The organism is Flavobacterium azooxidireducens (assembly GCF_023195775.1).
In the GTDB taxonomy this organism is placed as follows: Bacteria; Bacteroidota; Bacteroidia; order Flavobacteriales; family Flavobacteriaceae; genus Flavobacterium; species Flavobacterium azooxidireducens.
Genome location: NZ_CP096205.1, coordinates 2,483,187 through 2,507,023, shown reverse-complemented (window position 1 = coordinate 2,507,023; position 23,837 = coordinate 2,483,187). Strand labels below are relative to the sequence as shown.

Sequence of the window (23,837 nt, the reverse complement as noted above, 5' to 3'; positions counted from 1 at the left end):
CCAAAATCGAATGACTTTGGCTTTAAATTATGAATTTGAATACTTGTTATATGTAATCTGTCATTTTAACTGCCGCTACGGCAGCTTCAACACCTTTGTTACCATGCTTGCCACCACTTCTGTCAAGCGATTGTTGCATGTTATTATCCGTTAGAACACAAAATATAACAGGCATTTTTCCTAAAATATTCAAATCTTTGATGCCTTGTGTTACGCCTTCGCATACAAAATCAAAATGTTTGGTTTCACCTTGAATTACACTTCCTATTGCAATAATTCCGGCTAAATTTGGATGTTTGTCCATCATTTTTTTACAGCCGTAAATCAATTCAAAACTTCCCGGAACATTCCAGCGAATGATGTTTTCAGGGTTTACATTGCAATCTAACAAGGTATCTAAAGCTCCTTGAAAAAGTCCTTCGGTAATGGTTTCATTCCACTCAGAAACAACAATCCCAAACGAAAGTTGACTTACGTTTGGGAGTGTGTTTTTATCGTATTGTGATAAATTTTTATTTTCGGTTGCCATATTTATTGAGCCATTCCGATTAAACCATCTATGTTTCTCGCCTCTGGAGCCGATTCATATTTTTCTTTGATTTCTGTAAAATATTTCAACGCATCCGCTTTTTGTCCCAAAGTATAAGCCGTTTGACCAGCTTTTAACAAAAATCGTGGTGTCGTTAGATCGTTTACATTCATTTCAGCAGCTTTCTTGTAATAGTCTAATGCTTCTTTTAACTGATTTTTTTGAGCAAAAGCATCACCAATAGCTCCTTGTGCTAAAGTACTTAAAATCATATCGTCAGAAGAAAATTTATCTAAATGGGCAATCGCTTCTGTATTTTTTCCAGTGTTCAAATAAGCAATTCCGGCATAGTAGTTTGCTAAATTTCCGGCATCAGTTCCTGAATATTCTTCGGCAATTTTAATGAAACCGAATTTTCCTTCAGCACCATTTAAAGCTAAATTAAACAAACTATCTTGACCAGTTGTTGCATCAATTGCTTGTTGAAAATTTTGTTGTGCAACAAACATTTCGTCCGCAGCTTCCAACTGTTTTGGCTCAACAACAAATTTTTGATATAAAAGGAAACCAACAGTTACCACTGCAATAGCACCTACTATACCGAAAATATATTTTTGATTTCTAACAACCCATTCTTCTGCTTTAGAAGCTCCAACGTCTAATGTATTGAAAACCTCTGCCGTAGTACTGTCTTTTGCATCAACATCTACATTCTCTTCAATATCTTCAATTTCTTTTGGTTTAGGCGATTTAAATCCTCTTTTATTGTATGTTGCCATTTATATTTAATTTAATGAGCCGCAAAAATAAAATTTTTATTGATATATAAAAGTCATTTTTTTGGATATTTTTGAATAATTTTCGACACTTCGCATTTAAACAGTATTTATTCCTTTAAAACAGTTTATTTTTGCAGTGCTAAAATCAGATTTATTCAAACTTATAAACCTATTTACCTTGTTTTTAAAACAAATTTCGCTTTTTAATTATAAAAATTTTTCTGAAACTCAATTTGAGTTCGACAGCAAGATTAATTGTTTTGTGGGAAAAAACGGTGTAGGAAAAACCAATGTTTTAGATGCAATTTATCATTTAGCCTACGGAAAAAGCTATTTTAACCCTACGGCAATACAAAATATTAAGCATGGTGAAGAATTTTTTGTCATTGATGGTGAATTTGAAAAAAACGAACGATCCGAACAAATTGTTTGCAGTGTAAAAAAAGGATTGAAGAAAGTTTTGAAAAGAAATGGCAAGATATATGACAAATTTTCGGAACATCTTGGATTTATTCCGCTTGTAATTATTTCTCCGGCAGACACCGATTTGATTATTGAAGGAAGTGAAACCCGACGAAAGTTCATGGACAGCGTAATTTCGCAACTAAATTCGGTTTACTTAAATCAGCTTATTCACTACCAAAAAATCATTTTGCAACGCAATGCTTTGTTGAAATATTTTGCACTAAATCATGTTTTTGAAAAAGATACTTTACAGATTTACAACGAGCAGTTGAATGAGTTAGGTCAATCAATTTTTGAAAAAAGAAAAGAATTTATAGAAGAATTTCTGCCGATTTTTAACAAGCATCATCAAACTATTACTAATTCAGCCGAAGAAGTTCAATTGGTGTATGAAAGTCATCTTTTTGAAAAGAATCTTCAAACTCTTTTAGACGAAAATTTAGCAAAAGATCGAGCTTTACAATACACTAGTGTTGGTATTCACAAAGATGATTTATCATTTGAAATTTCCGGTCATCCCATCAAAAAATTTGGATCACAAGGTCAGCAAAAATCGTTTTTAATTGCGTTGAAATTGGCTCAGTTTGAATTCTTAAAAAAACAAAGCGGACAAAAACCAATTTTATTATTAGATGATATTTTCGATAAATTGGACGAAACCAGAGTGGGTAAAATTGTAGAAATGGTAAATGATGATGAGTTTGGACAATTATTTATCTCTGATACGCACCCGGAACGAACTGAAAAAATTGTCCAGTCGACACATCAAAGTTACAGATTGTTTCATCTTTAATTTTTTTTTAACTATCATTTACTTTCATTAATTCAACAATTTACTGCTTTTTAAGAATATTACAAAACTATATTTAACAATATTACCTAAACCTTAAATATTCAAAAAAAACACATTTGTCAATAAAAGTCAGTGCTTTTTTCTTACATTTGGAATGCTAAACTATTCTTAATCACTTAGCTTTCAAATTATTTACATTCAAGAAGAAGTGAACCAGAAATTATATAAACCACAAAAAAATTATATAAACCAAACAAATTTAGTCAAATGAAAAAATTACCGTTTATAAATCGAAAACTTATTCATTCTTCTCTTTTAGTTTTCATCGTCATTATTCAAATTTTGATTTTTAGAACTTGGTTCAATCACAATTCCAGTGAAAAAAAACTAGTAGAAGCTATTTCAACAATTAGCAATCCTAATTTAATTCTATCGTTATCCAACAAAGCAACAAATCACTATTTTGATGCCCAAAATCACTTTAACGATTATATTTACAACTACAAAAAATCAAGTTTAGAAAATTATAAAATATCGATAGATAGCATGACTGTTTATTTGGACAGCCTAAATACTATTGCAAAAAAAGAACACAATTTTAAAGATATTGTAAGCCTAAAACTTTCTACCGAAAAGGAAATTGCTTACCTCAAAAGAGCGTTAGATTCGATTATAGTATTGGGCATAAAGCCTGTTGATGCAATTCCGTTTGACAATTTCTCTTTAAAAAAATATGATTTTGAAAAAGTATTGCAAAGTATCAGTTTTGATAGTATTAAAATTTCAGATGATGTTGTAAAAAGAGGAATGTTTGCTCGAATTGGAAATGCAATCATCGGAAAATATGATGTGAAACGCGAAGAACTTCACCTCAACATTAAAATGACTTATGGAGAAGAAGAAAAATCAGGAAATATTGAAACGCAACTAAAAAATGCTTTCTTGTCAACAGATCATCATTACTCTAATCAATTTTTTAAATTACAAAAAAGATATGCTGATTTGACTGAAAAAGATAGAAAGTTAATGTCTATCAACAAAAAAATAATTGATAACACTCAGGAAATCATTCAATTTTATACCGATACTGCCGAAAAATACACTATTTATAATCAAAAAAACATACTCAACAAATACAATTTGGGTACGCAAATTAGAAATAAAAATATTGTAACCCTTTTGGTATTGATGGGATTGGCAACTTTTTTATTGTTGATTTTTACCGGAATTGCATTTTCTTACGAAAAAAGACTATCTGAGGCAAAATTAGACGCAGAAAAAAATCTTGATTTTAAAAACCGTTTAATCGGAATGATTAGTCATGAAATGAGAGCTCCTTTGAAAATTATTTCAAATTATGCCAATAAACTCAAGAGTGAAAACAAAAATAATGAATTAAAACCAACCATCAACTCACTGCACTTTACCTCAGATTCACTATTAATTACTTCAAATCAAATTTTAGATTTTTCAAAAAATGAACACAAAAAAATTGTGGCATACAACGCAAAAGCAAATCTTTATGAAGAAATAAATCTGGTTATAAATTCTTTACAATCGCTTGCCGAGAATAAAAATATCGATATTATTACTGATTTTAATTCCAACCTCAATACAAATGTTTTAATAGATGCTGGAAAACTTCATCAACTTTTTTACAACATAATTGGCAATGCAATTAAATTTACAGACAAAGGAAATATAACTGTTTTGGCTAAAACTTCCAATCAAGAATCAAAAGTTAATTTAGAAGTTGCAATAATAGACACCGGAATAGGTATTCCTGAAAAAGACTTAAAAAATATTTTCGATAAATTTTATCAAAGCGAATCTTCCGGAAAACAAATTAGTTTTGGTGCTGGATTAGGTTTAAATTTATGTAAGGAAATAATTGAACTATATGAAGGTGAAATAACCGTTGAAAGCCAAGTAAATATAGGTACAAAAATATCGTTTTTTCTTTGCTTAGATGAATTTTCAATTTCTTCAGAATCCAATCACAACAAAATAATCAATTTACTAAAAAGTAAACCTTTATCGGTTGCGATTTTAGATGACGATCCAATTATGATTGCAATTTTATCAAAATTGTTAAAAGAAGCTCACTTTGATGTAAAAGAATTCACTACTTGCAATTCTTTAAGAGAATTTTTAAAAACCCAAACAACTAATTTGATAATTACCGACCTACAACTTCCGGATGGATCTGGAATAGAATTTATTGACGAGCTAAAAAATTCTACTAAAGCCATTAAAAACATCCCATTTATTGCCTTAACAGGAGATAGTTACATGGAAAATGTTGAACCAAAAGACATTGGTATGCATGAAATTATCATCAAACCAATAAACAAAGAAGAACTCTATGCCAAATTATTAAAAGTATTACAATAAATTTGTAGTGAATTTTTCAGAAATTTGTCTGATTTTGATTTAAAGAAAACAATAGTATGGCACAAAAAGAAGCACTCCAATTTATTGAAGATTTAAAAAATAACAACAACAAAGAATGGTTTCATGAAAATAAAAAGCGATACGAACTTTTTAAAAAAGAATACCAAAACATCATTGCAGAAATTCTTCAAGAGATGAAACCTTTGGATGCATCGCTAGCCAATTTGGAAGTAAAAAACTGCACCTTCAGAATCAATCGCGATATTCGTTTTTCTAAAGACAAATCGCCTTATAAAAGCAATATGGGCATTTGGCTTTCTACTAATAAAAATAGTAAAAATTCGCCCGGTTACTACATACATTACGAAAAAGGAAGCAGTTTTATTGCCGGCGGATTATATTGTCCGGAAGCAGAAGATTTGAAAAAAGTGCGAAAAGAAATTGCTTTTTTTCATGAAGATTTGGAAAAAATTTCGTCCAATTCAACCTTTAAAAAAGAATTTGGAGCCTTAGATCGTGATGAAGCTAATGTGTTGAAAAAAGCTCCTAAAGATTACGATCCAAATCATCCCGCAATCGAATTCTTGAAATTAAAAAGTTTCACAGCAACTCAAAAAATTAGCGATGATTTTTTTACCGATAAAGATTTTGCTAAAAAAATCACTCAAAAACTGATTGCCTTAAAACCTTTAAATGAATTTTTAAACAGAGCTTTAGAAACTGTTGAATAACTTTCCGTCATGCAAATTCACACCAATTTTTCGTTAAAAAATTACAATACTTTTGGTATTGAAGCCAAAGCAAAAGAATTTGTTTCTGTTCATTCTACGGATGAATTGATTGAAATTCTGCAAAAACATCCTACTTCCAAAAAATTTATTTTAGGAGGCGGAAGCAATATGCTACTTACGCAAGACATTGATGCTTTGGTCATTCATTTAGACTTAAAAGGCAAAAAAGTAATCGATGAAAACGAAGATTTTGTGTGGGTTGAAAGTCAAGCCGGCGAAAACTGGCATGAATTTGTGTTATGGACAATCGATCAAAATTTTGGTGGATTAGAAAATCTTTCACTCATTCCGGGAAATGTTGGTACTACTCCAATTCAGAACATCGGAGCTTATGGGGTAGAAATTAAAGATACCTTCGTTTTGTGCGAAGCTATTCACATAGAGACACAAGAATTATTAGTGTTTACGAATGAAAAATGCAAATTTGGTTACCGTGAAAGCATTTTTAAAAATGAAATAAAAGACGAATTTGTTATTACTTCCGTTGTTTTTAAACTAACTAAACAGAACCATAAACTCAACACTTCCTACGGAGCAATTGAAGCTGAATTAGAAAAACAACACATCAAAAATCCAAGTTTGAAAGACGTGAGCAATGCCGTGATTGCAATACGACAAAGCAAATTACCTAATCCAAAAGAACTAGGAAACAGCGGAAGTTTCTTTAAAAACCCGGTAATTTTGAAAAGTGATTTTGAAAAAATTCAGCAAAAATTTCCCGATATGCCACATTATGTTGTGTCTGAAACCGAAGTAAAAGTGCCTGCCGGATGGCTCATTGAACAAGCCGGATTTAAGGGAAAACGTTTTGGCGATGCCGGAATTCATAAAAATCAAGCACTGGTTTTAGTCAATTATGGTAATGCAACCGGACAAGAAATTTTAGCCGTTTCCAAAAACATTCAAAAAACGATTTTTGATACCTACGGAATTTCAATTGAAGCAGAGGTTAATGTTATTTAAAATTATCAAAATTCAATCTGTTAAATAACTCTTTTTTTGTACCTTTGTAGTTCAAAAAAATTCAATTGAACGATGAAATTGATACTCCTTACCATCGGGTTGCTAGCAATTGCTTTTGCTGGAATAGCCATTAAAATTTGGGCGAAAAAAGACGGGAAATTTGCCGGAACTTGTGCCAGCCAAAGTCCGTTTTTAAACAAAGACGGTGAAAACTGTGGCTTTTGTGGCAAAACACCCGAACAAATGAAAGATTGCTCAGAACCTTCTCATTCTTAAATTAAAAACACATTATGTTTGACATATTGTTTTATGTTTTGATTGGCGTAACGGCCATACAATTAGTGTATTATGTAGTTGTTTTTGGAAAATTTTCGTTTGCTAAGGTTCAAAAAAGCAATCCAAAACGTATTCCAATTTCTATTATAGTTTGTGCTAAAAATGAAGGTGAAAACGTTAGAAAATTCGTTCCTTTACTACTCGAACAAAACTATCCTGATTTTGAAATTGTATTGATTGATGACTCTTCTTCTGACAATACGTTAGACCTTTTTGAAGAATTTGAAAAACAACATTCCAATATCAAATTGGTAAAAGTGCAAAACAACGAAGCCTTTTGGGGAAATAAAAAGTTTGCACTTACTTTGGGAATAAAAGCAGCTAAATACGACTATTTGTTGTTCACTGACGCAGATTGTTATCCAACTTCCAAAGAATGGATTAAAGAAATGAGTTCTAATTTTACACTCAAAAAAACAATTGTTTTGGGTTATGGAGCATATGAAAAAATTCCGAATTCATTCCTAAACAAACTCATTCGTTTTGAAACATTGTTGACTGCTACGCAATATTTTGGATGGGCAAAAACAGGCAAACCTTACATGGGTGTTGGGCGTAATTTAGCCTACAAAAGAGATGAATTCTTCCGTGTAAACGGATTTATAGACCACATGAAACTACGTTCCGGTGATGATGATTTATTTGTGAATCAAGCATCTAATTCAGAAAATACAACCGTTTGCTTTTCTAAAGAAAGTTTCACGTTTTCCATGCCAAAAACCAGTTTCAAGGAATGGTTTGATCAAAAAAGAAGACATGTTTCTACCGCAACCTATTACAAATCATTTGACCGTTTTCAGCTGGCATTATTTTTCTTTTCACAATTATCATTCTTACTTCTTGCTATCATTTTGTTGGCTTTTCAGCACCAATGGATGATTGTATTGCCAATTGTTTTATTTCGCTATATATTTACATGGACATCATTGGGCTACGCTGCCAATAAATTGAACGAAAAAGACGTTATCTATTGGTTTCCAATTATGGAAATTGCATTGATTTTTACGCATTTGAATGTGTTTTTTACGAATATTTTTTCAAAACCTGTCCATTGGAAATAAAAAAAATCATAGAAAAAGCCACGAATGGTGATCAAGTTGCCTTTACTTCCCTTTTGGATATGTATTGGAACGAAGTCTATGGTTTTATGCTCAAAAGAACAGAGAATGAAACGGATGCAGAAGATATTACCATCGAAACCTTTGCAAAAGCTTTTGACAAAATAGCCAACTACAATCCGGAATTTCAATTCAACACATGGCTCATTGCGATTGCCAAAAATGTACATATTGATATGCTTCGCAAAAAGAAAATTTCGCTTTTTGTAGACATTACGGACGAAGAAGACCATCAAGCATATAATGTGGCAGATACAACGCCATCGGCGGAAGACAAATTGATTACTGAACAAAATTTGTCTCGCTTATTAGAATTCATAAAAGAATTAAAACCTCATTATCAAGAAGTTATTCAGCTTCGCTACTTTCAGGAAATGAGTTATCAGGAAATTGCAGAACAATTAAACGAACCTTTGAGTAACGTAAAAGTTAAACTTCTTCGAGCCAAAAAATTGTTAGCTGAAATCATTCAAGGTAGATAATTACTGTGATTCAATAATTTTGATGAATAATTCTTTATAACACAATTATTCAATTTTAGTTAAATCACCACATAATTCCTCAATCTTTTCTATCTTTGCAGTTCTAAAAATTGCAACATGGAAAGTGTTTTAGATAGCGTTCAGCCACCAATAGGAAAACCAAAATGGTTGCGGGTAAAACTGCCAACCGGACAAAAATATACCGAACTTCGCGGATTAGTTGACAAGTACAAATTAAACACCATTTGTACCTCCGGAAGTTGCCCGAACATGGGCGAATGTTGGGGCGAAGGAACTGCTACCTTCATGATTTTAGGTAACATTTGTACACGTTCGTGCGGATTTTGTGGTGTAAAAACCGGAAGACCGGAAACAGTAGATTGGGATGAACCTGAAAAAGTGGCTCGTTCTATCAAAATCATGAACATTAAGCATGCTGTAATTACGAGTGTAGATCGTGACGATATCAAAGATATGGGTTCTATTATTTGGTATGAAACGATTCTGGCCATCAGAAGAATGAATCCGGAGACCACTTTAGAAACACTAATTCCTGATTTTCAAGGTGTGGAAAGAATCATCGATAGAATTATTGAAGCCAATCCTGAAGTTGTTTCTCACAATATGGAAACCGTTCGCAGATTGACTCGTGAAGTACGAATTCAAGCAAAATATGACCGTAGTTTAGAAGTTTTGCGTTACCTGAAAGAAAAAGGCATCCGCAGAACCAAATCCGGAATTATGTTAGGATTAGGCGAAACGGAAGAAGAAGTAATTCAAACTATGAAAGACCTTCGTTCTGTTAATGTTGATATTGTTACGATTGGACAATACCTTCAACCAAGCAAAAAACATTTACCTGTAAAAGAATTCATCACACCGGATCAATTTAAAAAATACGAAGAAATCGGAAAAGAACTTGGTTTCCGTCATGTAGAAAGTGGTGCGTTGGTGCGATCTTCTTATCATGCTCAAAAACATATACTTTAAAAATTTGTTTCAAGTTTCAGGTTTCAAGTTAACTACGAAAACCTGAAACTTGAAATTTCATACTTCAAACTTGAAAACAAAAATAGCCATCAACGGTTTTGGAAGAATTGGAAGAAATTTATTCCGATTATTGCTCAATCATCCCACGATTGAAGTGGTAGCCATAAACGATATTGCCGATACGAGAACCATGTCGCATTTACTGAAGTATGACAGTATTCACGGTGTTTTGCCAAACGAAGTTACTTTTGATGAAGAACATATTTTTGTGGATGGAAAACCGTATTCCTTTTTTAGAAAAAAAAATATCGCCGATTTGAATTGGCAGTCTGTTGATTTTGTGATTGAAAGTACCGGAAAATTTAAAACTTACGAAGAAGCCTATCAACATATTTCTGCCGGAGCCAAAAAAGTTATTCTCTCTGCTCCACCCGAAGATGATCAAATAAAAACAGTTGTTTTAGGTGTGAATGAATCAATTTTAGATGGTTCCGAAGTGATTATTTCCAACGCAAGCTGCACAACCAATAATGCTGCTCCGATGATTAAAATTATTGACGAGTTATGCGGAATTGAGCAAGCCTATATCACAACTGTTCACTCCTACACCACCGATCAAAGTTTGCATGACCAACCACACAAAGATTTACGAAGAGCTCGTGGTGCAGCTCAATCAATTGTTCCAACCACAACCGGAGCTGCAAAAGCGTTGACTAAAATTTTTCCGAAATTGGATGGAAAATTAGGCGGAAGTGGCATTCGTGTTCCTGTACCCGATGGTTCTTTGACAGATATTACTTGCTATGTTTCCAGAGCCGTTTCGATTGAAGAAATTAATGCTGCTTTTCTAAAAGCATCGCAAACAAATCTTAAAGGAATCCTTGCTTACACTGAAGATCCCATCGTTTCAGTTGATATAATTGGCAATCAACATTCATGTCTTTTTGATGCTCAACTGACTTCTGTTATTGACAAAATGGTAAAAGTAGTAGGATGGTATGATAACGAAATTGGATATTCGTCAAGAATTATTGACTTAATTGGGTATATTTCAAATAAATAGTTAATTTTATACCATTAAAAATAACCATTTTTTGGAATGAAATATTTTACATTAGTATTCCTTTTTCTAACTATATCGGTTTTTTCTCAAACAAAATCTTCTTCGGATGATGAGGAAGAGTTAGACAGTACTAACTATTTTATAGAACTGGCTAATTTTCATAAAAAAAACAACAATTACAGAAGTTCACAAGACTATATTCAAAAAGCAATTGAATTTGCTGAAACTAAAAAAGATTATCAAGCTCAAGCTGATGCCTATTCCTTTTTAGGAAATGTATATTTTGAATTAAAAAAATATGCCGATGCCATTCAAACCTATAACAAAAGCATTTCACTCTACAAAAGTCAAAAACCTTCCTCTAATCAAGCGTATACCATTTATAATCTAGGTTTATGCTACATTGAACGAAAAGAATATTCTAAAGCGGAATATTATTTTAAAGAAGCCGAAAAAATCTATGAAACCATAGAAATTCCGGAAGCTAAAGAAATGATTAACCTGCAAAAAGGTATTGTTTATCGTGCCAAAGGCGAAAATCAATTGGCTTTATCCATTTTAAGCACGGTAATCGTTAATCCGGATGAAGAAGATCATTTTAAAACCAAAGCCGAAGCATTGTATCAAATTGGTTTGATTGAAGCAGAAGACAATCGCTACAACCTTGCTTTAAATTACTTAAATAAAGCGTTGGATTTAAGTTCAAAAAACAAAAATTTAGAACTAAAAGCCAATGTTGCCCGAACGTTGAGTGAAGTGTATGAAAAAATGATTGATGTTGACAATTCATTCAAATACATGAAACAACACCTACGAATCAGAGATAGTATTCAGGAATTAAACAGTAAAAGAATTGGAACGGAAGATTTTTTAAGTTTTAAAGAAGCCGAGCGTTTAAAGTCGATTGACCAAATGGATCGCGAAAACAAAGAGCAACAACGAGCCAACAAATTTTCTAAATTGATTAGTATTTTAAGTATTGCTCTGATTTCGATTTTGTCGTTATTGAGTTTGTCGTTGTATAAAAATAATATTATCCGAAGTCAATCGAACAAACTATTGCAAGACAAAAACAGTGAACTCCAATTAGCGAAAGACAAAGCAGAAAAAGCATCAAAAGCCAGAGCAGAATTTTTATCGACAGTGAGTCATGAATTGCGAACGCCTTTGAATGCTATTAACGGAATCACGCATTTACTGATTGAAGAAAATCCGAAAAAGTCGCAGTTGCAGTATCTTACTTCGCTTAAATTTTCAGGAGATTATTTGCTTACGTTTATCAATGATATTTTAGAAATTAACCGTGTTGAAAGTGAAAATATTGAAATTGAAAGCATTAATGTGAACGTTAAACAACTGTTGAGCGATTTGTATAATTCTTTCAAAGATTTAGCAAGCAAAAACAATAATGATTTTGAATTAGAATTAGACGAAACCATTCCGGATAATTTGATTGGCGACCCAACAAAACTTTCGCAGATTTTTATTAATTTGATTAATAATGCGTTGAAGTTTACCAAAAACGGAAAAGTAAATGTTTCGGCTAAAATCATGAAAAACGAAAATGATATTTCTTCGATTCGTTTTGAAATTTCAGATACGGGAATCGGAATTCCGTTAGAGAAACAACAAACTATTTTTGAGAGTTTTTCGCAAGGTTCAGTTGAAATTAACCGAAAATACGGCGGTACCGGTTTGGGATTAGCTATCGTAAAACGACTTGTAAATTTATTGGGTGGCGAAATCAAGCTCACGAGTGCAGAAGGAATTGGTTCTACTTTTTCGTTTGATGTTGATTTTGAATTGGGTCAGCAAACGTTTGTGGAAGTTAAGAAACAATATGACGAAAGTGTCTTTGCTTTCAAAAAAGTGTTGGTTGTTGAAGACAATAAAATCAATCAAATGATTACCAAAAAAATGTTGGAAAACAAAGAAATTGCTTGTGAACTCATTGACAACGGTGAAGATGCCATTGAAATGATTCGCAACAACGGCTACGATCTTGTTTTGATGGATGTTCACCTTCCCGGCATAAACGGAACGATTGCCACCGAACGCATAAGAGAGTTCAACAAGAAGCTTCCTATTATTGCATTAACGGCTATTTCGTTGAACGAAAACCGAGAAATGTTACTTTCTTTTGGGATGAATGATGTGGTCACTAAGCCTTTTAATCCGGATAATTTTTATAAAGTAATTGCTCAGCAGTTGGGTTAGTTAATTAATTAAACACAGCTATATCAACACGAACAAATATGAAACCGAAAGATCAATTAGAATTAATCCTTTCAAACCAATATAAATCAGAAGATGGAGATTCGTATAAGGTTGAATTGTTGGATGGAATATCTGATAGTGAAATAGAAAACCTCAAAAGACAACTCCCAAATAACTACTTACCGAAAGAAATTGAAGAACTATTAAAATTTAGTAAAGGATTTGAGTTCTATGGACTTGAAGAAGTCCGTTTTGACGCTTTCAATCATTTCGGATTTGAAGAATTGTTTCCAAACTCAATCCAACTAGCAGGAGATGGATTTGGGAATTTTTTGATTTTAGATATTGACTCAAAGGGAAATTGGAATTCAGTTTACTATGTGTGTCATGACCCAGCTGTAATTGTAAAACACTCTGAAAATTTAGCTGAGTTCATAAAACACGTTGACGAGTTCGGACAAAAAGGGAATCAATCCAACTTGGACATTATTCACGAGAAAACCGTAATGGAGATTTGGAATGAAAAAGTCGGAATAATGGAAAAAAACGAAAAGGACTATAACTTTGAAAATGGGCAAATTCAGCTACCAGAAATATTTTTAGTGGCAGACTTGACCAATAAACCAATACGAACAGGATTTCCCTGGGGTAAATCAGGCCCAAAAACAAAAATTGTAAGACCAACTGACGAGCCAATTTGGATTGTCGAAAAACGAGTTAAACAAAGTTTTCTATCAAGACTATTCGGTAGAAAGAAATAACAGAACCAATTTCTAAAAGGTTTATAACTTATAGCAAGGAAATTGGTAAATTCAAATTTTGTCTTTTTAAGTTAAATTTATTTCAAGCCGAAAAAAAAGTGCTTCTAATCCACTACTGCACATACACGTAAAACGCTAATCTTTCTTCCCAGCACAATCCCCAGCCCGGGTAGCAGTGGAAACCCCGCAGGACAGAAAGCTAATTTTTCTTTGCTTTTTGGGGCGACCAACGGAAGCCACGAAAAAGCAGTAGAAAAACAGCTTGAAGGCCGAGGAGTTGCAACGGATGACCGGATTAGCTGCCTAAAAATTCAGAATAAATTCTTTGATTAATTTTCGAACTTTTGGTTCGGCTTTTCGGGCGGCTTCAAGGACTTCTTGGTGGTTGACTTCGTGGATGTTTTCTTCATCACCCATGTCGGTAATAACCGAAATTCCGAGGCAATCGACTTCCATGTGACGGGCAACGATGACTTCGGGCACGGTGGACATTCCGACGCAATCGGCACCTAGAATTTTGACCATTTTGTATTCGGCAAGGGTTTCAAAAGTTGGCCCTTGCAGACCTAAATAGATGCCGTCTTTGAGTTCAATAGTATTTTGTTGAGCAATTTCTTTGGCTTTTTGAATCATGGTTCGAGAGTACGGTTCGCTCATGTTGACGAATCGCGGTCCGAAACGTTCATCGTTTGTTCCTCGCAACGGATGATCGGGAAATAGATTGATATGATCTTTGATAACGACCACATCGCCCACTTTGTAATTTGGATTCACGCCGCCGGACGCATTGGAAACAATGAGTTTTTGAACGCCTAAATACTTCATGACACGGACAGGAAAAGTCACTGTTTTCATGTCGTAGCCTTCATAAAAATGGAAACGTCCTTGCATGGCTACCACACTTTTATTTCCAATTTTACCGAAAACTAACGCACCTTTGTGACCTTGCACGGTGGAAACAGGAAAGTTGGGTATTTCGGAATAAGGAATGGTAAATTCGATGTCGATATCTTGTGTAAATGTGCCCAAACCGGAGCCGAGAATGATGCCGAATTCGGGAGTATAATTGGTTTTTTCTTTAAGAAACTGAACGGTTTCTTGTACTTTGTTCCACATAATTGTTTATTTGTTTATTGAAATTTTCGCCGTTGGAAAGAAAAACACTTTGAATGGGCAAATAGAATAATTGTGCCGCATTTACTTTTCCTTTTAGCCGAACGAAATCTTTTTCGGTGGTAATAATGGGTTTATTTTTTGATTTTTTTTGTATGGTTTGGATGTCAATTTCAGTAAAATCGTGGTGGTCGGGAAATTCCAATTCCTCATCGTTGCCATCTTGCAAATGGTTGAAAAATGGTTTGGGTTTGGCAATTCCGGCAACTAATAATTTATCGGTGTTTAGTAGTGAAGCAACTGTACGATTTTCAGTTTCGGAATACAAAATTTCATCGTACTGAATAGCCGAAAAATAAAGTTGTTGATTTGCCGAAAGCTTTAATTTTTGACGAATATTAGTTTGGTCAGCTTCGGAAAGAGTTGACGGACATTTGGTGACCACTATGATATTTGCACGTTTTGCTCCACTTCTACTTTCGCGTAGATTTCCGGTAGGCAAAATGAAATCATCGGCATACAAATCGTTGTAAGCGGTGAGCAAAATATAGAAACCGGCTTTTACTTTGCGGTGTTGAAAAGCATCGTCAAGCAAAATGATATCAGGTTTGTTTTGTAAAGTTAACAATTGCTCAATTCCGTTTTTACGATTAGCATCTACAGCCACTTGAATGGTTGGAAATTTTTGATGGAGTTGAAATGGTTCGTCTCCCAATGTTTCAGCTGTTGATGAATATTCTGCTAATAAAAATCCGGATGATTTACGTTTGTAACCTCTGCTTAAAACGGCTATTTTATAATTTGGCAGAAGTAATCGAATTAAATATTCTATTTGTGGTGTTTTGCCGGTTCCGCCCACACTTAGGTTTCCAACGGCAATTATAGGAACAGAAAATGAATACGATTTTAGAATTCCTTTATCATAAAACCAATTGCGAATGGCGGTGATCAAACCATAGAGAATGGCAAAGGGGAAGAGTATTTTTCGCAAAAGAATCATGTTACGAATGTAGGGATTTTTGTGAAATATTTGGTTTTTTGGTGTGGTTTTATTTTGAAATTATAAGTCTTTTTTTGCCACGAAGAAAGAAGGCACGAAGTTTAACGATGTCATAAATCTATTGTCTCTACTCTCTACTTTAAATTTTTAGAACACGGATTTTAAAAATTTGAGAAATGTAGCTTCGCTCTTTTTTAATGGCACACGGACCTGCCTGCCGGCAGGCAGGTTTAATAGATAAAACAGATTTTCGCTGATTTGATAGCTTTGCTATAATGGATGGGATGGGATTTAACACCACGAACTTTTGCAGAATATTACCACGTCTAGTCTCCCCTCTCCTTTGGAGAGGGGTTGGGGGTGAGGATTATTCGCTTTAAAAAATATTCTTCAAAATTTCTTCTATCGAATGTTGTTGTGATTTTGACCAATAGTTTGTGTGCGAAAAGAACGGTAAATTCCGTTTAAACCAATTTCCTTTTGGATTGAGATGAATGTTTTGAATCCCTTTTCCGAAATAATCATTGAGTTCGCCTCCTACAAAATCATTTTGAAAATAAATATTTGTCCATTGAATAAATGAAAATTGGGAGTTGTGATTAATGAACCGCATGGTTTTCTTTTCTCTGACATTATTGATTGTCACAAATAGATTTGCTTGAAAAGAAATGGCATTTTCATAATCTTTTACGATTTTTTCATCCTTTTTCTTGACTTCAATTTTGGGCGGACAAAGCGGATATTCTCGGTAATTGGTTTTTTTGTCAAACTCTTCAAAATTTTTGGTCAGAATGTAATCACCATGACAAAGCGGACTTCCGATGGAAATGAAATCGGAAATCAACCACGGATTTTTAAGGTTTTTGATTTCTTTAAATAATTTTCGTTGTAATTCTTGGAAAACTTCCAACGGAAATGGTTCTTCTTTGTGCTGATGACTATGGTTAATTATTGTTGTAATTTCATCAAGAATGGGTTGAACGATTGGGAATTCTTCCGGATGATATTCATACATGTAATCATGCCAAAGGTTCGTAATTAAATCATACGCCACAACGCTTCCTAAACTGTGACCAACAATCACAATTCGTTCGTATTGCGGGTTTCCGTCTTCGTCTTTTTTGTCATGCAATTTTTTGAGTAGTTGAATACCTTTTTTTCTGATTTTATACCGCGATTCTATATTTTGCGGAGATGGTGTAAGGTATTTTACCGCATCACCGACCGTTTGAGCCGCTTTTGAATTAATTTTTGGTACAATGAATTTCAAAACAATATAGGATGTAGCCGCAAAAATTCCCGAATTTAAAAACGGAATACCTTGTTCTTGAAAATGTTTAAAATCATTTGCGATAATAAATCCGAATGTTATTAACACGGCAAGCACTATAATTCGGATTGTCCAAACCAAAACTTCAACACGTTTGGAAGGTTTTTTTACAAACAACAATCGAAAAACCCAACTGTATAAATCGCCTAATTTGGGTTCAGAGATTAAATTAGCCCAATAAAACTCGTAAAAATCGGTTTTCTTTTGACTCAAACTTAATCTTCTTGTTTCAAAATAATTGGCTTCACGATCCGGACTGCTGTATAAAATATCGCTTTCTTCTTTTATATTTTCTACAAATTCTTTGGCTGTTTCCATCGGGTATTGGTTCCCGATTCCGTGAATTATAACTATAGCTTGTTTTTTTGAAGTTGGTTTTTCCAATGAAATTCTTTTATTAAATTTATTTTAAAATTCAAATCTAATTAAAAATCTAAATAATCTTTACTTACCCAACGATCTTCCATGCTAATTTGACACCAATTGTTTACTTCTTTAATGATGAAAACCTCTTCTCCTTTGGTAACACTACCCACTTTTGGGAAATTAGTTCCTCCACCACTCCTAACATTTAAAGATGTAGCTTTTACAGTAGCTCGTCTTACCTCATCGGTGTAACGAGCAGAAACCCAATGCGATTGGCTATTAGAAATTTTATACCAATTATTTTGTTCTCCATATATGCGAAGAATTGCTCCTAAAATAGCAGGATTTCTGTCGGCAGCTTTCGGTGCAGATGCCTTCGGTTGTGTTCGAATGTTTAAGTGATTGGCTGTAACCACCACATATTTTTGGATAGCAGAATCATCGGTTTTAATTACATTTCCGGTGAGTTTTGCTTCTACTAAAGGTAAAAAATTTGTGATACAATCTTGTTCTTTGTTGCCACCAAAGAAATTGGTTCCCGGGCATGATTTTTTGGCTACGTTATCATTTGTTCGCTGTCCATTATCTAATCTAAACCAATGATGATAAACAATAGATGTCGTATTTACAGGTAAATTAAATCTTTTACACAAAGCTGCTGTAACTGCAATGATTGCGTCTTTTTGGGTTTGAAGCATTACATCTTTACCTAAATCGAAATCTCCAAAATTTTCGATACAAATGGAATTTGCATTTTGGTTTGTGATGCAGGCTGGTGACTTTTCTAAACTTCTTCCTGTGAGAACGCTTCCGTCAGGAAAAATAGTAAAATGCTGTCCAATATCTTGCCAACCGTTATGATTAACATGATGATTTTTCATGGCTAGTTGTCTTTCAAAATGATTGGTTCCATTAAAATGAATGTAAGCGGGAATGTAAGTGTGGTGTTGCTGAATTTTAAGAATGGTGCGTCCCACACGTAAATTGGCTATCCAGGCTTCAAACTCGATGATGGTCATTTTGGTAAATCCGTGTTTTGTTTCCATGTAATATTTATTTTAACAATTAAACTTATATTAATTTGCTTGTTGATAACAAATTACGTAATTTAAAAATTTTTGTACATCCCTAATGATGGGGATTTTTACACAATTTTATACTTTAAAACACCATACCAAAAAACTTCATCCTCTTTCCTCGCCTTCTTAAAATAATCCATCCAACCCTCAACGGTTGCTTTTGGGTTTTGAGTAATCGCTCTAAACCCTCGGATAGTTTTTTCGCAGCTACAGAACCTAATGATACATATAACAAAAATAATTCTATCGCAATACCTGTTATTTCTTCAACAAAGATTTTGATGAAATCGACAGGGTTTTGGGCTGCGGTGAACTTTTTAAGTTCTCAAAAAAAACTCCACTAACAAAAAGTAAAGTGGAGTTATTTTATGAAAAATTAACTGCCTGTTCTTAAAAAATAGATAGGTACATTTTCATTTTCATCATTTGAATATAGCAATCCTTCAAAATAACAATTATCGTCATTTTCTAAATTTACGCCTACTTGATGAACCTTATACAATAGTTCTTTCACTGTAAAATTTAAACCATTATCTGCCTCTACAAGTTCATAAGGCTCTTCAAAATCATCTTCAGTATATTTTAAATATTGTAATTCCAGTTTAGGAAAATCAAATACTACTTCATCCCATTTTAAAGGAAAATTTTTTCCTGAAATAGTTTTGTAATACTTTTCCATTTCTGTAACAAATTGCTCAACTTCCGTAATAGGACCTATTGAAAACGACCAATAAATGTCTTTAAATATGTATTTTGGATAACTCATTTTCTATTTTTTTAATTAAACATAAAATTTACATGGATTAAATCCTAGCTTTTTGAATTGCTCAAATTTCTTCTTACCTATTGGTTTTTGTTTATTATATAGTTTCCCTTTTTCTTTCATCATTCCTCCATTTTTATTTATTTCATATAATTCTGTAACTGCTGCTTCATAAGGTGTCATTTTATAAGGACCAGGGATATCATTAATGTCAATCTCGAAAACACCTTTCATTTTATTACTCCATTCTAATTTTTTAGGGTCAATTTTATGTTGATCATATCTTTTCCCTATACCTTGTATTGTCTGCCCAACATATAAAGTTTGCATTTTACTGTTCAATATTTTATAAAACTCCACATCAATCAAATCGGTACTAGCGAAAATAGAAGTTATTCTCTTGCTTTTAAATTCTTTATTTTTACCTAATTTAAAAAATCTAAACATAAAATTTACACGGATTAAATGTTCCCAACTTTTTGAATTGCTCAAATTTCTTCTTCCCAATTGGTTTTTGTTTGTTATATAGTCCATTATTTCCTTTTCTAACACCTCCTCTTATATTTATTTCATATAATTCTGTGACCGCTGCTTCATATGGGGTCATTTTATAAGGCCCTAGACTTCCATTAATTCTCAATCTAGTTACGGTATCGACATCTTTCATCCACTGTTTTTTTGATGGATTCTTTTTATATTCATATTCATGTTGTTGAAATCTATTACCGACACCTTGTATTGTCTGTCCCACATATTTATCTATACTATCAACATCTACTAATTTATAAAACTCCACATCAATCAAATCGGTACTAGCAAAAATAGAAGTTCGGGTTTTATTATGGGTAAGTACCTCATCAATACCAACAAAATAATTATGATGGTCTTCGACTTCTAAATTGTATGTATCAACAACCTCTGAAAGAACTTCAATTGATGAAATAATAATAATTTTACCTCCTGAATTTAGCAGTTTAATCCCTTTTTTTAAGCTATTAGCCATTTCCCATCGGTTTTCTTCCGGTAGCCAAAAACGATGTTGTCCGGTTGCTTCAATAAAATCGTCTTTAATTCCTATTCGAACAAACTTTTCTGTTTTATTTCTAAAAATTTGAGTTACCGATTTTAATTCTGTTCTTTTAATTTCAAAATTATAAGCATAGATTTTTTGACCAACCATAACTTCTTCAATAGGAACTAATCCCTTTTCTGTTTTAACCATTGTACCAGCTAGAAAACAAGGTTTTTTACTTGGCGGTATTTCCAATAAATGTTTATATTCTAATTCGTCCCACATTTTTTGTGCTGTTTTTAATTTTTCTATATCATCTAATGCTTTGTCAATTGGTTTTTCATCAACATCCTCCTTCTTCCTCTTCTTAAAATAATCCATCCAATCCTCAACCGTTGCTTTTGGGTTTTTGAGTAATCGTTCTAAACCTTCTGCAATTTTTTTTGTTGCTGATACGCCTAATGAAACATACAACAAAAATAATTCTATCGCAATGCCGGTTATTTCTTCTACAAAGATTTTGATGAAATCGATAGGGTTTTGGGCTACGGTGAACTTTTTGAAATAAGCTGCTATTAACGTTTTTAGGGTGGACCAAATTTCACTAAAAAACTTCTTAAATCCTTCTACAAAACTTTCCCAATTACCGGGATTGGCTAAGGAAACAAAAAAGCGAAACCTTCTAAAAGAATAAAACCACAAGAAGTTAATGCTTTGAAAAAAATAGTTTTCTAAAGCACTAATATATTTAAACAAAAGTTTAATAAATTATTAATATTCAAATAGTTATTTACTTTTGATAGAATTAAATCTCGTCTATACTATTCACCTCCAATAGCTCTTCAAGTGAATTAGCAACAATTTCAGGCTCTTCGTCTCTGTCTAAGTAAAATATGAAAATTTTACCATAATTTTCTCCTTCTTGTAAAAATAATGTAATTGGATTATCACTGTGTGATGCCGCAATTGGTAAAAAATTAACATCCAAATCTTTATTTAACTTACAATAAATTTCATAGCTTTCCTCTAAAGAGGTATTGTTTTCACTATACTTGACACTATTAAAACTACTTAAAAACCGATGGTAATCATATAATACACCCCCATTAAACTTTAATAGAAATTTTTTATAATTTTCAGGCAACAATAAACCTGATTTTATTTCAAACTCAGTAATATCACTGATAGAAATTTTTTTGTCGGAATCGCTTATTTTTATCATATTTTTATCTGTTTGAGTAAAGATTTGCTTCAGGATAAACATTTTTAACTATTTCAACCGCACCAATATGTGATGAGCAAGCTCTATGAATATTCATTTCAACTAATTGCATTGTGCAAGTATTTGTAATAGGGTCGTAATCATCTAGATGATGCCAAGTGTATTTACCTTTAATATCTTTCAAAGATATTTCAGATAATTCCGTAGCCAAAACTTTATCGTAATAATCACTCCCTGTCATTTTGATTTTTACAATATTTTTTGGTTTCCTGTGGAAGGATAAAGATAAGAAGTATTTTCAAAATCAACACTTACACCGTTTTTAGATTTTGGTAACTTTATACCTAACTTTTTTAATGCTTCTTTATTAGGATCAAATATTTTTGGTGGTTTCTTATTCTTTAATTTCAATAAAATACTTTCAATTCTCTTTAAACTTTCTAGAGCATTGAGAGTATTTTTTGGTACTGAAATAGTAATATTTAATTTCTCAATTGCATCATCAATTCTTTTTAATTCTTCTATTTCAGAAAGTTTTCGCAAAACATCATCCGTCGCATCATCCACCTTCTTCCTCTTCTTGAAATAATCCATCCAATCCTCAACCGTTGCTTTTGGGTTTTTGAGTAATTGTTCTAAACCTTCTGCAATTTTTTTTGTTGATGATACGCCTACCGATACATACAACAAAAATAATTCTATGGCAATGCCTGTGACTTCTTCTACAAAGATTTTGATGAAATCAACAGGATTTTGGGCTGCAGTGAACTTTTTGAAATAAGTTGCTATTAAAGTTTTTAGGGTTGACCAACTATGGTTAAATTACCAATGTACAGCATCATAAGGATAATATTTTTGATTCTTGAGTGATGAATCCTCTATGCCTTTTATCTTGGCTATCGCAGCGGCTTCCCAGGCCCAATAACCTGAATAGCAATTCACTTTTGTGTTTTTATGGGTATCATGCCATGCTGCATCACTATGACCTTGATACCAAACTTTGTCAAGATAATTTTTGATGTCTTGAGATGAATTTAAATTTGTTGCTTTGGCATAAGGATGTTCTTGAATTACTTTTGAATTACTCTCCTCCCATGCAATTTCTTTAGATTTAATGATAAAACTAAGTAATTGATCATTGACTCCATCGCGATTTAAAATGGCAGTTATCCTTTGAAAATCTTCTAATGAAACATCGCATAAAATAGCCATTGATACAAGCCAAATCATTTCATCATATTGACCAAAACCACTTACAAATTGGAAACTGTCTTCAAATGCGGGGATACATTCTAAAACAGCTTGTTTTACAACCTCTTTGTCTGCTCCATTTGAATAGTGGGCTTTAGTAATTTCTAAAGATGCAATTAATATTGAGCCTTTTAAATCATTATATCTCTCTGGTTTTGCTTCTCCTGAGATTATTGCTTGTTTAAATTTTTGAATTCTATTTTGTAATTGATTAATTAATTCTGAAAAATTTCCTTTATCTCTCATAATTTCAAATTATATTAGTTTGTTATTTTACCTCCCCAAACACTACTTTTAGTAGCTTCTGTGAGAGTTTGATTTATTGTATTTACAGTTACTTTGCCTTGCTTAGAAACATTGCACAATAAAGGCTGATAACCCTGAATTAAAATATCATCTGCAATTTCAGTAGAAACGGTACCAAAATTTAAATCATATTTGACCCATTGTTCACTCATCTGTGCTCCTCCACTTTTAGTTTTAGTTTTTGATAACGTAGCTGTGTTATATTTTACCTCAGCTATAACATACTTGGGTGGTGGCGTAGAAAATTCATATATTCCATCTATTCCTTTTTTAATTGTGTCATCTAATGTACTTACTGTATTTTCAGAAACTCGTTTTAAAGTACCTTCATTTTTTCCTATTACAAACTTCTGGGTTTCAAAATAATCATCAACCTTCATTTCTGCATAGTTGCTTGAACGGGTTTCATCTCCTTTTTTGCGTTTATTTCCGTTAGCATCTTCATCCAGTTTTATTTTACCTGACTCAACATCATCTAGTGTCTTTTTCCTATTTCCAACAATATCATCAACCTCATCTAATATATTGGGAGGGTTTTCTGGTGAATCTTCCTTCTTCCTCTTTTTAAAATAATCCATCCAATCCTCAACCGTTGCTTTTGGGTTTTTGAGTAATCGTTCTAAACCTTCTGCAATTTTTTTTGTTGCTGATGCACCTAATGATACATACAACAAAAACAATTCTATCGCAATGCCTGTTATTTCTTCTACAAAG

The 23,837-nt window shown here is 32.8% G+C and carries 25 protein-coding genes; 11 read left to right on the top strand and 14 right to left on the bottom strand.

The genetic code is table 11. The features are described 5' to 3' along the window. Nucleotides 1-46: 46 nt before the first annotated feature. Nucleotides 47-529, bottom strand: a complete 483-nt coding sequence (gene ribH, locus M0M57_RS10945) for a 6,7-dimethyl-8-ribityllumazine synthase (protein ID WP_248433068.1) — start codon at nucleotides 527-529, stop codon at nucleotides 47-49. Nucleotides 530-531: 2 nt separating this feature from the next. Next, nucleotides 532-1,308, bottom strand: a complete 777-nt coding sequence (locus tag M0M57_RS10940; protein ID WP_248433067.1) for a tetratricopeptide repeat protein — start codon at nucleotides 1,306-1,308, stop codon at nucleotides 532-534. Between the two features lie 178 nt (nucleotides 1,309-1,486). On the opposite strand from M0M57_RS10940, the gene recF reads away from it, so the two are divergent. From recF to M0M57_RS10885, 11 genes are all read left to right on the top strand, one after another. Then, a complete protein-coding gene (gene recF, locus M0M57_RS10935; RefSeq protein ID WP_248433066.1) occupies nucleotides 1,487-2,566 on the top strand; it encodes a DNA replication/repair protein RecF in 1,080 nt (359 codons plus the stop codon). Between the two features lie 267 nt (nucleotides 2,567-2,833). Further along, nucleotides 2,834-4,960, top strand: coding sequence for an ATP-binding response regulator (locus tag M0M57_RS10930; RefSeq protein ID WP_248433065.1), 2,127 nt, complete (start codon nucleotides 2,834-2,836; stop codon nucleotides 4,958-4,960). Nucleotides 4,961-5,016: 56 nt separating this feature from the next. Beyond that, entirely contained in the window at nucleotides 5,017-5,691 is a 675-nt protein-coding gene (locus tag M0M57_RS10925; protein ID WP_248433064.1) for a DUF2461 domain-containing protein, read from the top strand. A 9-nt stretch (nucleotides 5,692-5,700) separates the two neighbouring features. Continuing rightward, entirely contained in the window at nucleotides 5,701-6,714 is a 1,014-nt protein-coding gene (gene murB, locus M0M57_RS10920; protein WP_248433063.1) for a UDP-N-acetylmuramate dehydrogenase, read from the top strand. 72 nt (nucleotides 6,715-6,786) lie between these two features. Further along, nucleotides 6,787-6,990 (top strand): membrane or secreted protein, encoded by a 204-nt coding sequence (locus M0M57_RS10915; protein WP_248433062.1) that lies wholly within the window; start codon nucleotides 6,787-6,789, stop codon nucleotides 6,988-6,990. Nucleotides 6,991-7,004: 14 nt separating this feature from the next. Then, nucleotides 7,005-8,111, top strand: a complete 1,107-nt coding sequence (locus M0M57_RS10910) for a glycosyltransferase (protein ID WP_248433061.1) — start codon at nucleotides 7,005-7,007, stop codon at nucleotides 8,109-8,111. Then, nucleotides 8,102-8,650 carry an RNA polymerase sigma factor gene (locus tag M0M57_RS10905; RefSeq protein WP_248433060.1) on the top strand — a complete coding sequence of 183 codons (549 nt, stop codon included), beginning with the start codon at nucleotides 8,102-8,104 and terminating at the stop codon, nucleotides 8,648-8,650. Before M0M57_RS10910 ends, M0M57_RS10905 begins: the two co-directional genes overlap by 10 nt. Before the next feature lie 117 nt (nucleotides 8,651-8,767). After that, on the top strand, nucleotides 8,768-9,640 hold the full coding sequence (lipA, locus tag M0M57_RS10900) for a lipoyl synthase (RefSeq protein WP_248433059.1): 873 nt from the start codon (nucleotides 8,768-8,770) through the stop codon (nucleotides 9,638-9,640). 70 nt (nucleotides 9,641-9,710) lie between these two features. Then, nucleotides 9,711-10,703, top strand: a complete 993-nt coding sequence (gap, locus tag M0M57_RS10895; protein ID WP_248433058.1) for a type I glyceraldehyde-3-phosphate dehydrogenase — start codon at nucleotides 9,711-9,713, stop codon at nucleotides 10,701-10,703. A 36-nt stretch (nucleotides 10,704-10,739) separates the two neighbouring features. After that, the gene (locus M0M57_RS10890; protein WP_248433057.1) at nucleotides 10,740-12,920 is read left to right on the top strand and encodes an ATP-binding protein; all 2,181 of its coding nucleotides are present in this window, start codon (nucleotides 10,740-10,742) and stop codon (nucleotides 12,918-12,920) included. Between the two features lie 38 nt (nucleotides 12,921-12,958). Next, the gene (locus M0M57_RS10885) at nucleotides 12,959-13,681 is read left to right on the top strand and encodes an SMI1/KNR4 family protein (protein WP_248433056.1); all 723 of its coding nucleotides are present in this window, start codon (nucleotides 12,959-12,961) and stop codon (nucleotides 13,679-13,681) included. Nucleotides 13,682-13,984: 303 nt separating this feature from the next. On the opposite strand, the gene M0M57_RS10880 is transcribed toward M0M57_RS10885, so the two are convergent. The 12 genes from M0M57_RS10880 to M0M57_RS10825 all read right to left on the bottom strand — a co-directional run bounded on the left by M0M57_RS10880 (nucleotide 13,985) and on the right by M0M57_RS10825 (nucleotide 23,794). After that, on the bottom strand, nucleotides 13,985-14,797 hold the full coding sequence (locus tag M0M57_RS10880) for a purine-nucleoside phosphorylase (RefSeq protein WP_248433055.1): 813 nt from the start codon (nucleotides 14,795-14,797) through the stop codon (nucleotides 13,985-13,987). Then, a complete protein-coding gene (gene lpxK, locus M0M57_RS10875) occupies nucleotides 14,760-15,794 on the bottom strand; it encodes a tetraacyldisaccharide 4'-kinase (protein WP_248433054.1) in 1,035 nt (344 codons plus the stop codon). Before lpxK ends, M0M57_RS10880 begins: the two co-directional genes overlap by 38 nt. A gap of 376 nt (nucleotides 15,795-16,170) precedes the next feature. Continuing rightward, nucleotides 16,171-17,442 (bottom strand): hypothetical protein, encoded by a 1,272-nt coding sequence (locus tag M0M57_RS10870; RefSeq protein ID WP_248433053.1) that lies wholly within the window; start codon nucleotides 17,440-17,442, stop codon nucleotides 16,171-16,173. Between the two features lie 107 nt (nucleotides 17,443-17,549). Continuing rightward, the gene (locus M0M57_RS10865; RefSeq protein WP_248433052.1) at nucleotides 17,550-18,536 is read right to left on the bottom strand and encodes an SH3 domain-containing protein; all 987 of its coding nucleotides are present in this window, start codon (nucleotides 18,534-18,536) and stop codon (nucleotides 17,550-17,552) included. Between the two features lie 409 nt (nucleotides 18,537-18,945). Further along, nucleotides 18,946-19,335, bottom strand: coding sequence for a hypothetical protein (locus M0M57_RS10860; protein WP_248433051.1), 390 nt, complete (start codon nucleotides 19,333-19,335; stop codon nucleotides 18,946-18,948). 15 nt (nucleotides 19,336-19,350) lie between these two features. Beyond that, nucleotides 19,351-19,779: a hypothetical protein gene (locus M0M57_RS10855; protein WP_248433050.1), complete on the bottom strand. Its 429-nt coding sequence runs from the start codon at nucleotides 19,777-19,779 to the stop codon at nucleotides 19,351-19,353. Next, complete coding sequence (locus M0M57_RS10850; RefSeq protein ID WP_248433049.1) at nucleotides 19,772-21,100, bottom strand: polymorphic toxin-type HINT domain-containing protein; 1,329 nt, start codon at nucleotides 21,098-21,100, stop codon at nucleotides 19,772-19,774. The genes M0M57_RS10855 and M0M57_RS10850 overlap by 8 nt, the downstream gene beginning before the upstream one ends. A 49-nt stretch (nucleotides 21,101-21,149) precedes the next feature. Continuing rightward, a complete protein-coding gene (locus M0M57_RS10845; RefSeq protein WP_248433048.1) occupies nucleotides 21,150-21,566 on the bottom strand; it encodes an SMI1/KNR4 family protein in 417 nt (138 codons plus the stop codon). Nucleotides 21,567-21,570: 4 nt separating this feature from the next. Further along, a complete protein-coding gene (locus tag M0M57_RS10840; protein WP_248433047.1) occupies nucleotides 21,571-21,807 on the bottom strand; it encodes an HNH endonuclease in 237 nt (78 codons plus the stop codon). A gap of 8 nt (nucleotides 21,808-21,815) precedes the next feature. Then, nucleotides 21,816-22,253: a hypothetical protein gene (locus M0M57_RS10835; protein WP_248433046.1), complete on the bottom strand. Its 438-nt coding sequence runs from the start codon at nucleotides 22,251-22,253 to the stop codon at nucleotides 21,816-21,818. Between the two features lie 135 nt (nucleotides 22,254-22,388). Beyond that, nucleotides 22,389-23,063, bottom strand: a complete 675-nt coding sequence (locus M0M57_RS10830; RefSeq protein ID WP_248433045.1) for a PoNe immunity protein domain-containing protein — start codon at nucleotides 23,061-23,063, stop codon at nucleotides 22,389-22,391. Nucleotides 23,064-23,077: 14 nt separating this feature from the next. Beyond that, nucleotides 23,078-23,794 carry a hypothetical protein gene (locus M0M57_RS10825; protein ID WP_248433044.1) on the bottom strand — a complete coding sequence of 239 codons (717 nt, stop codon included), beginning with the start codon at nucleotides 23,792-23,794 and terminating at the stop codon, nucleotides 23,078-23,080. Between the last annotated feature and the right edge of the window lie 43 nt (nucleotides 23,795-23,837).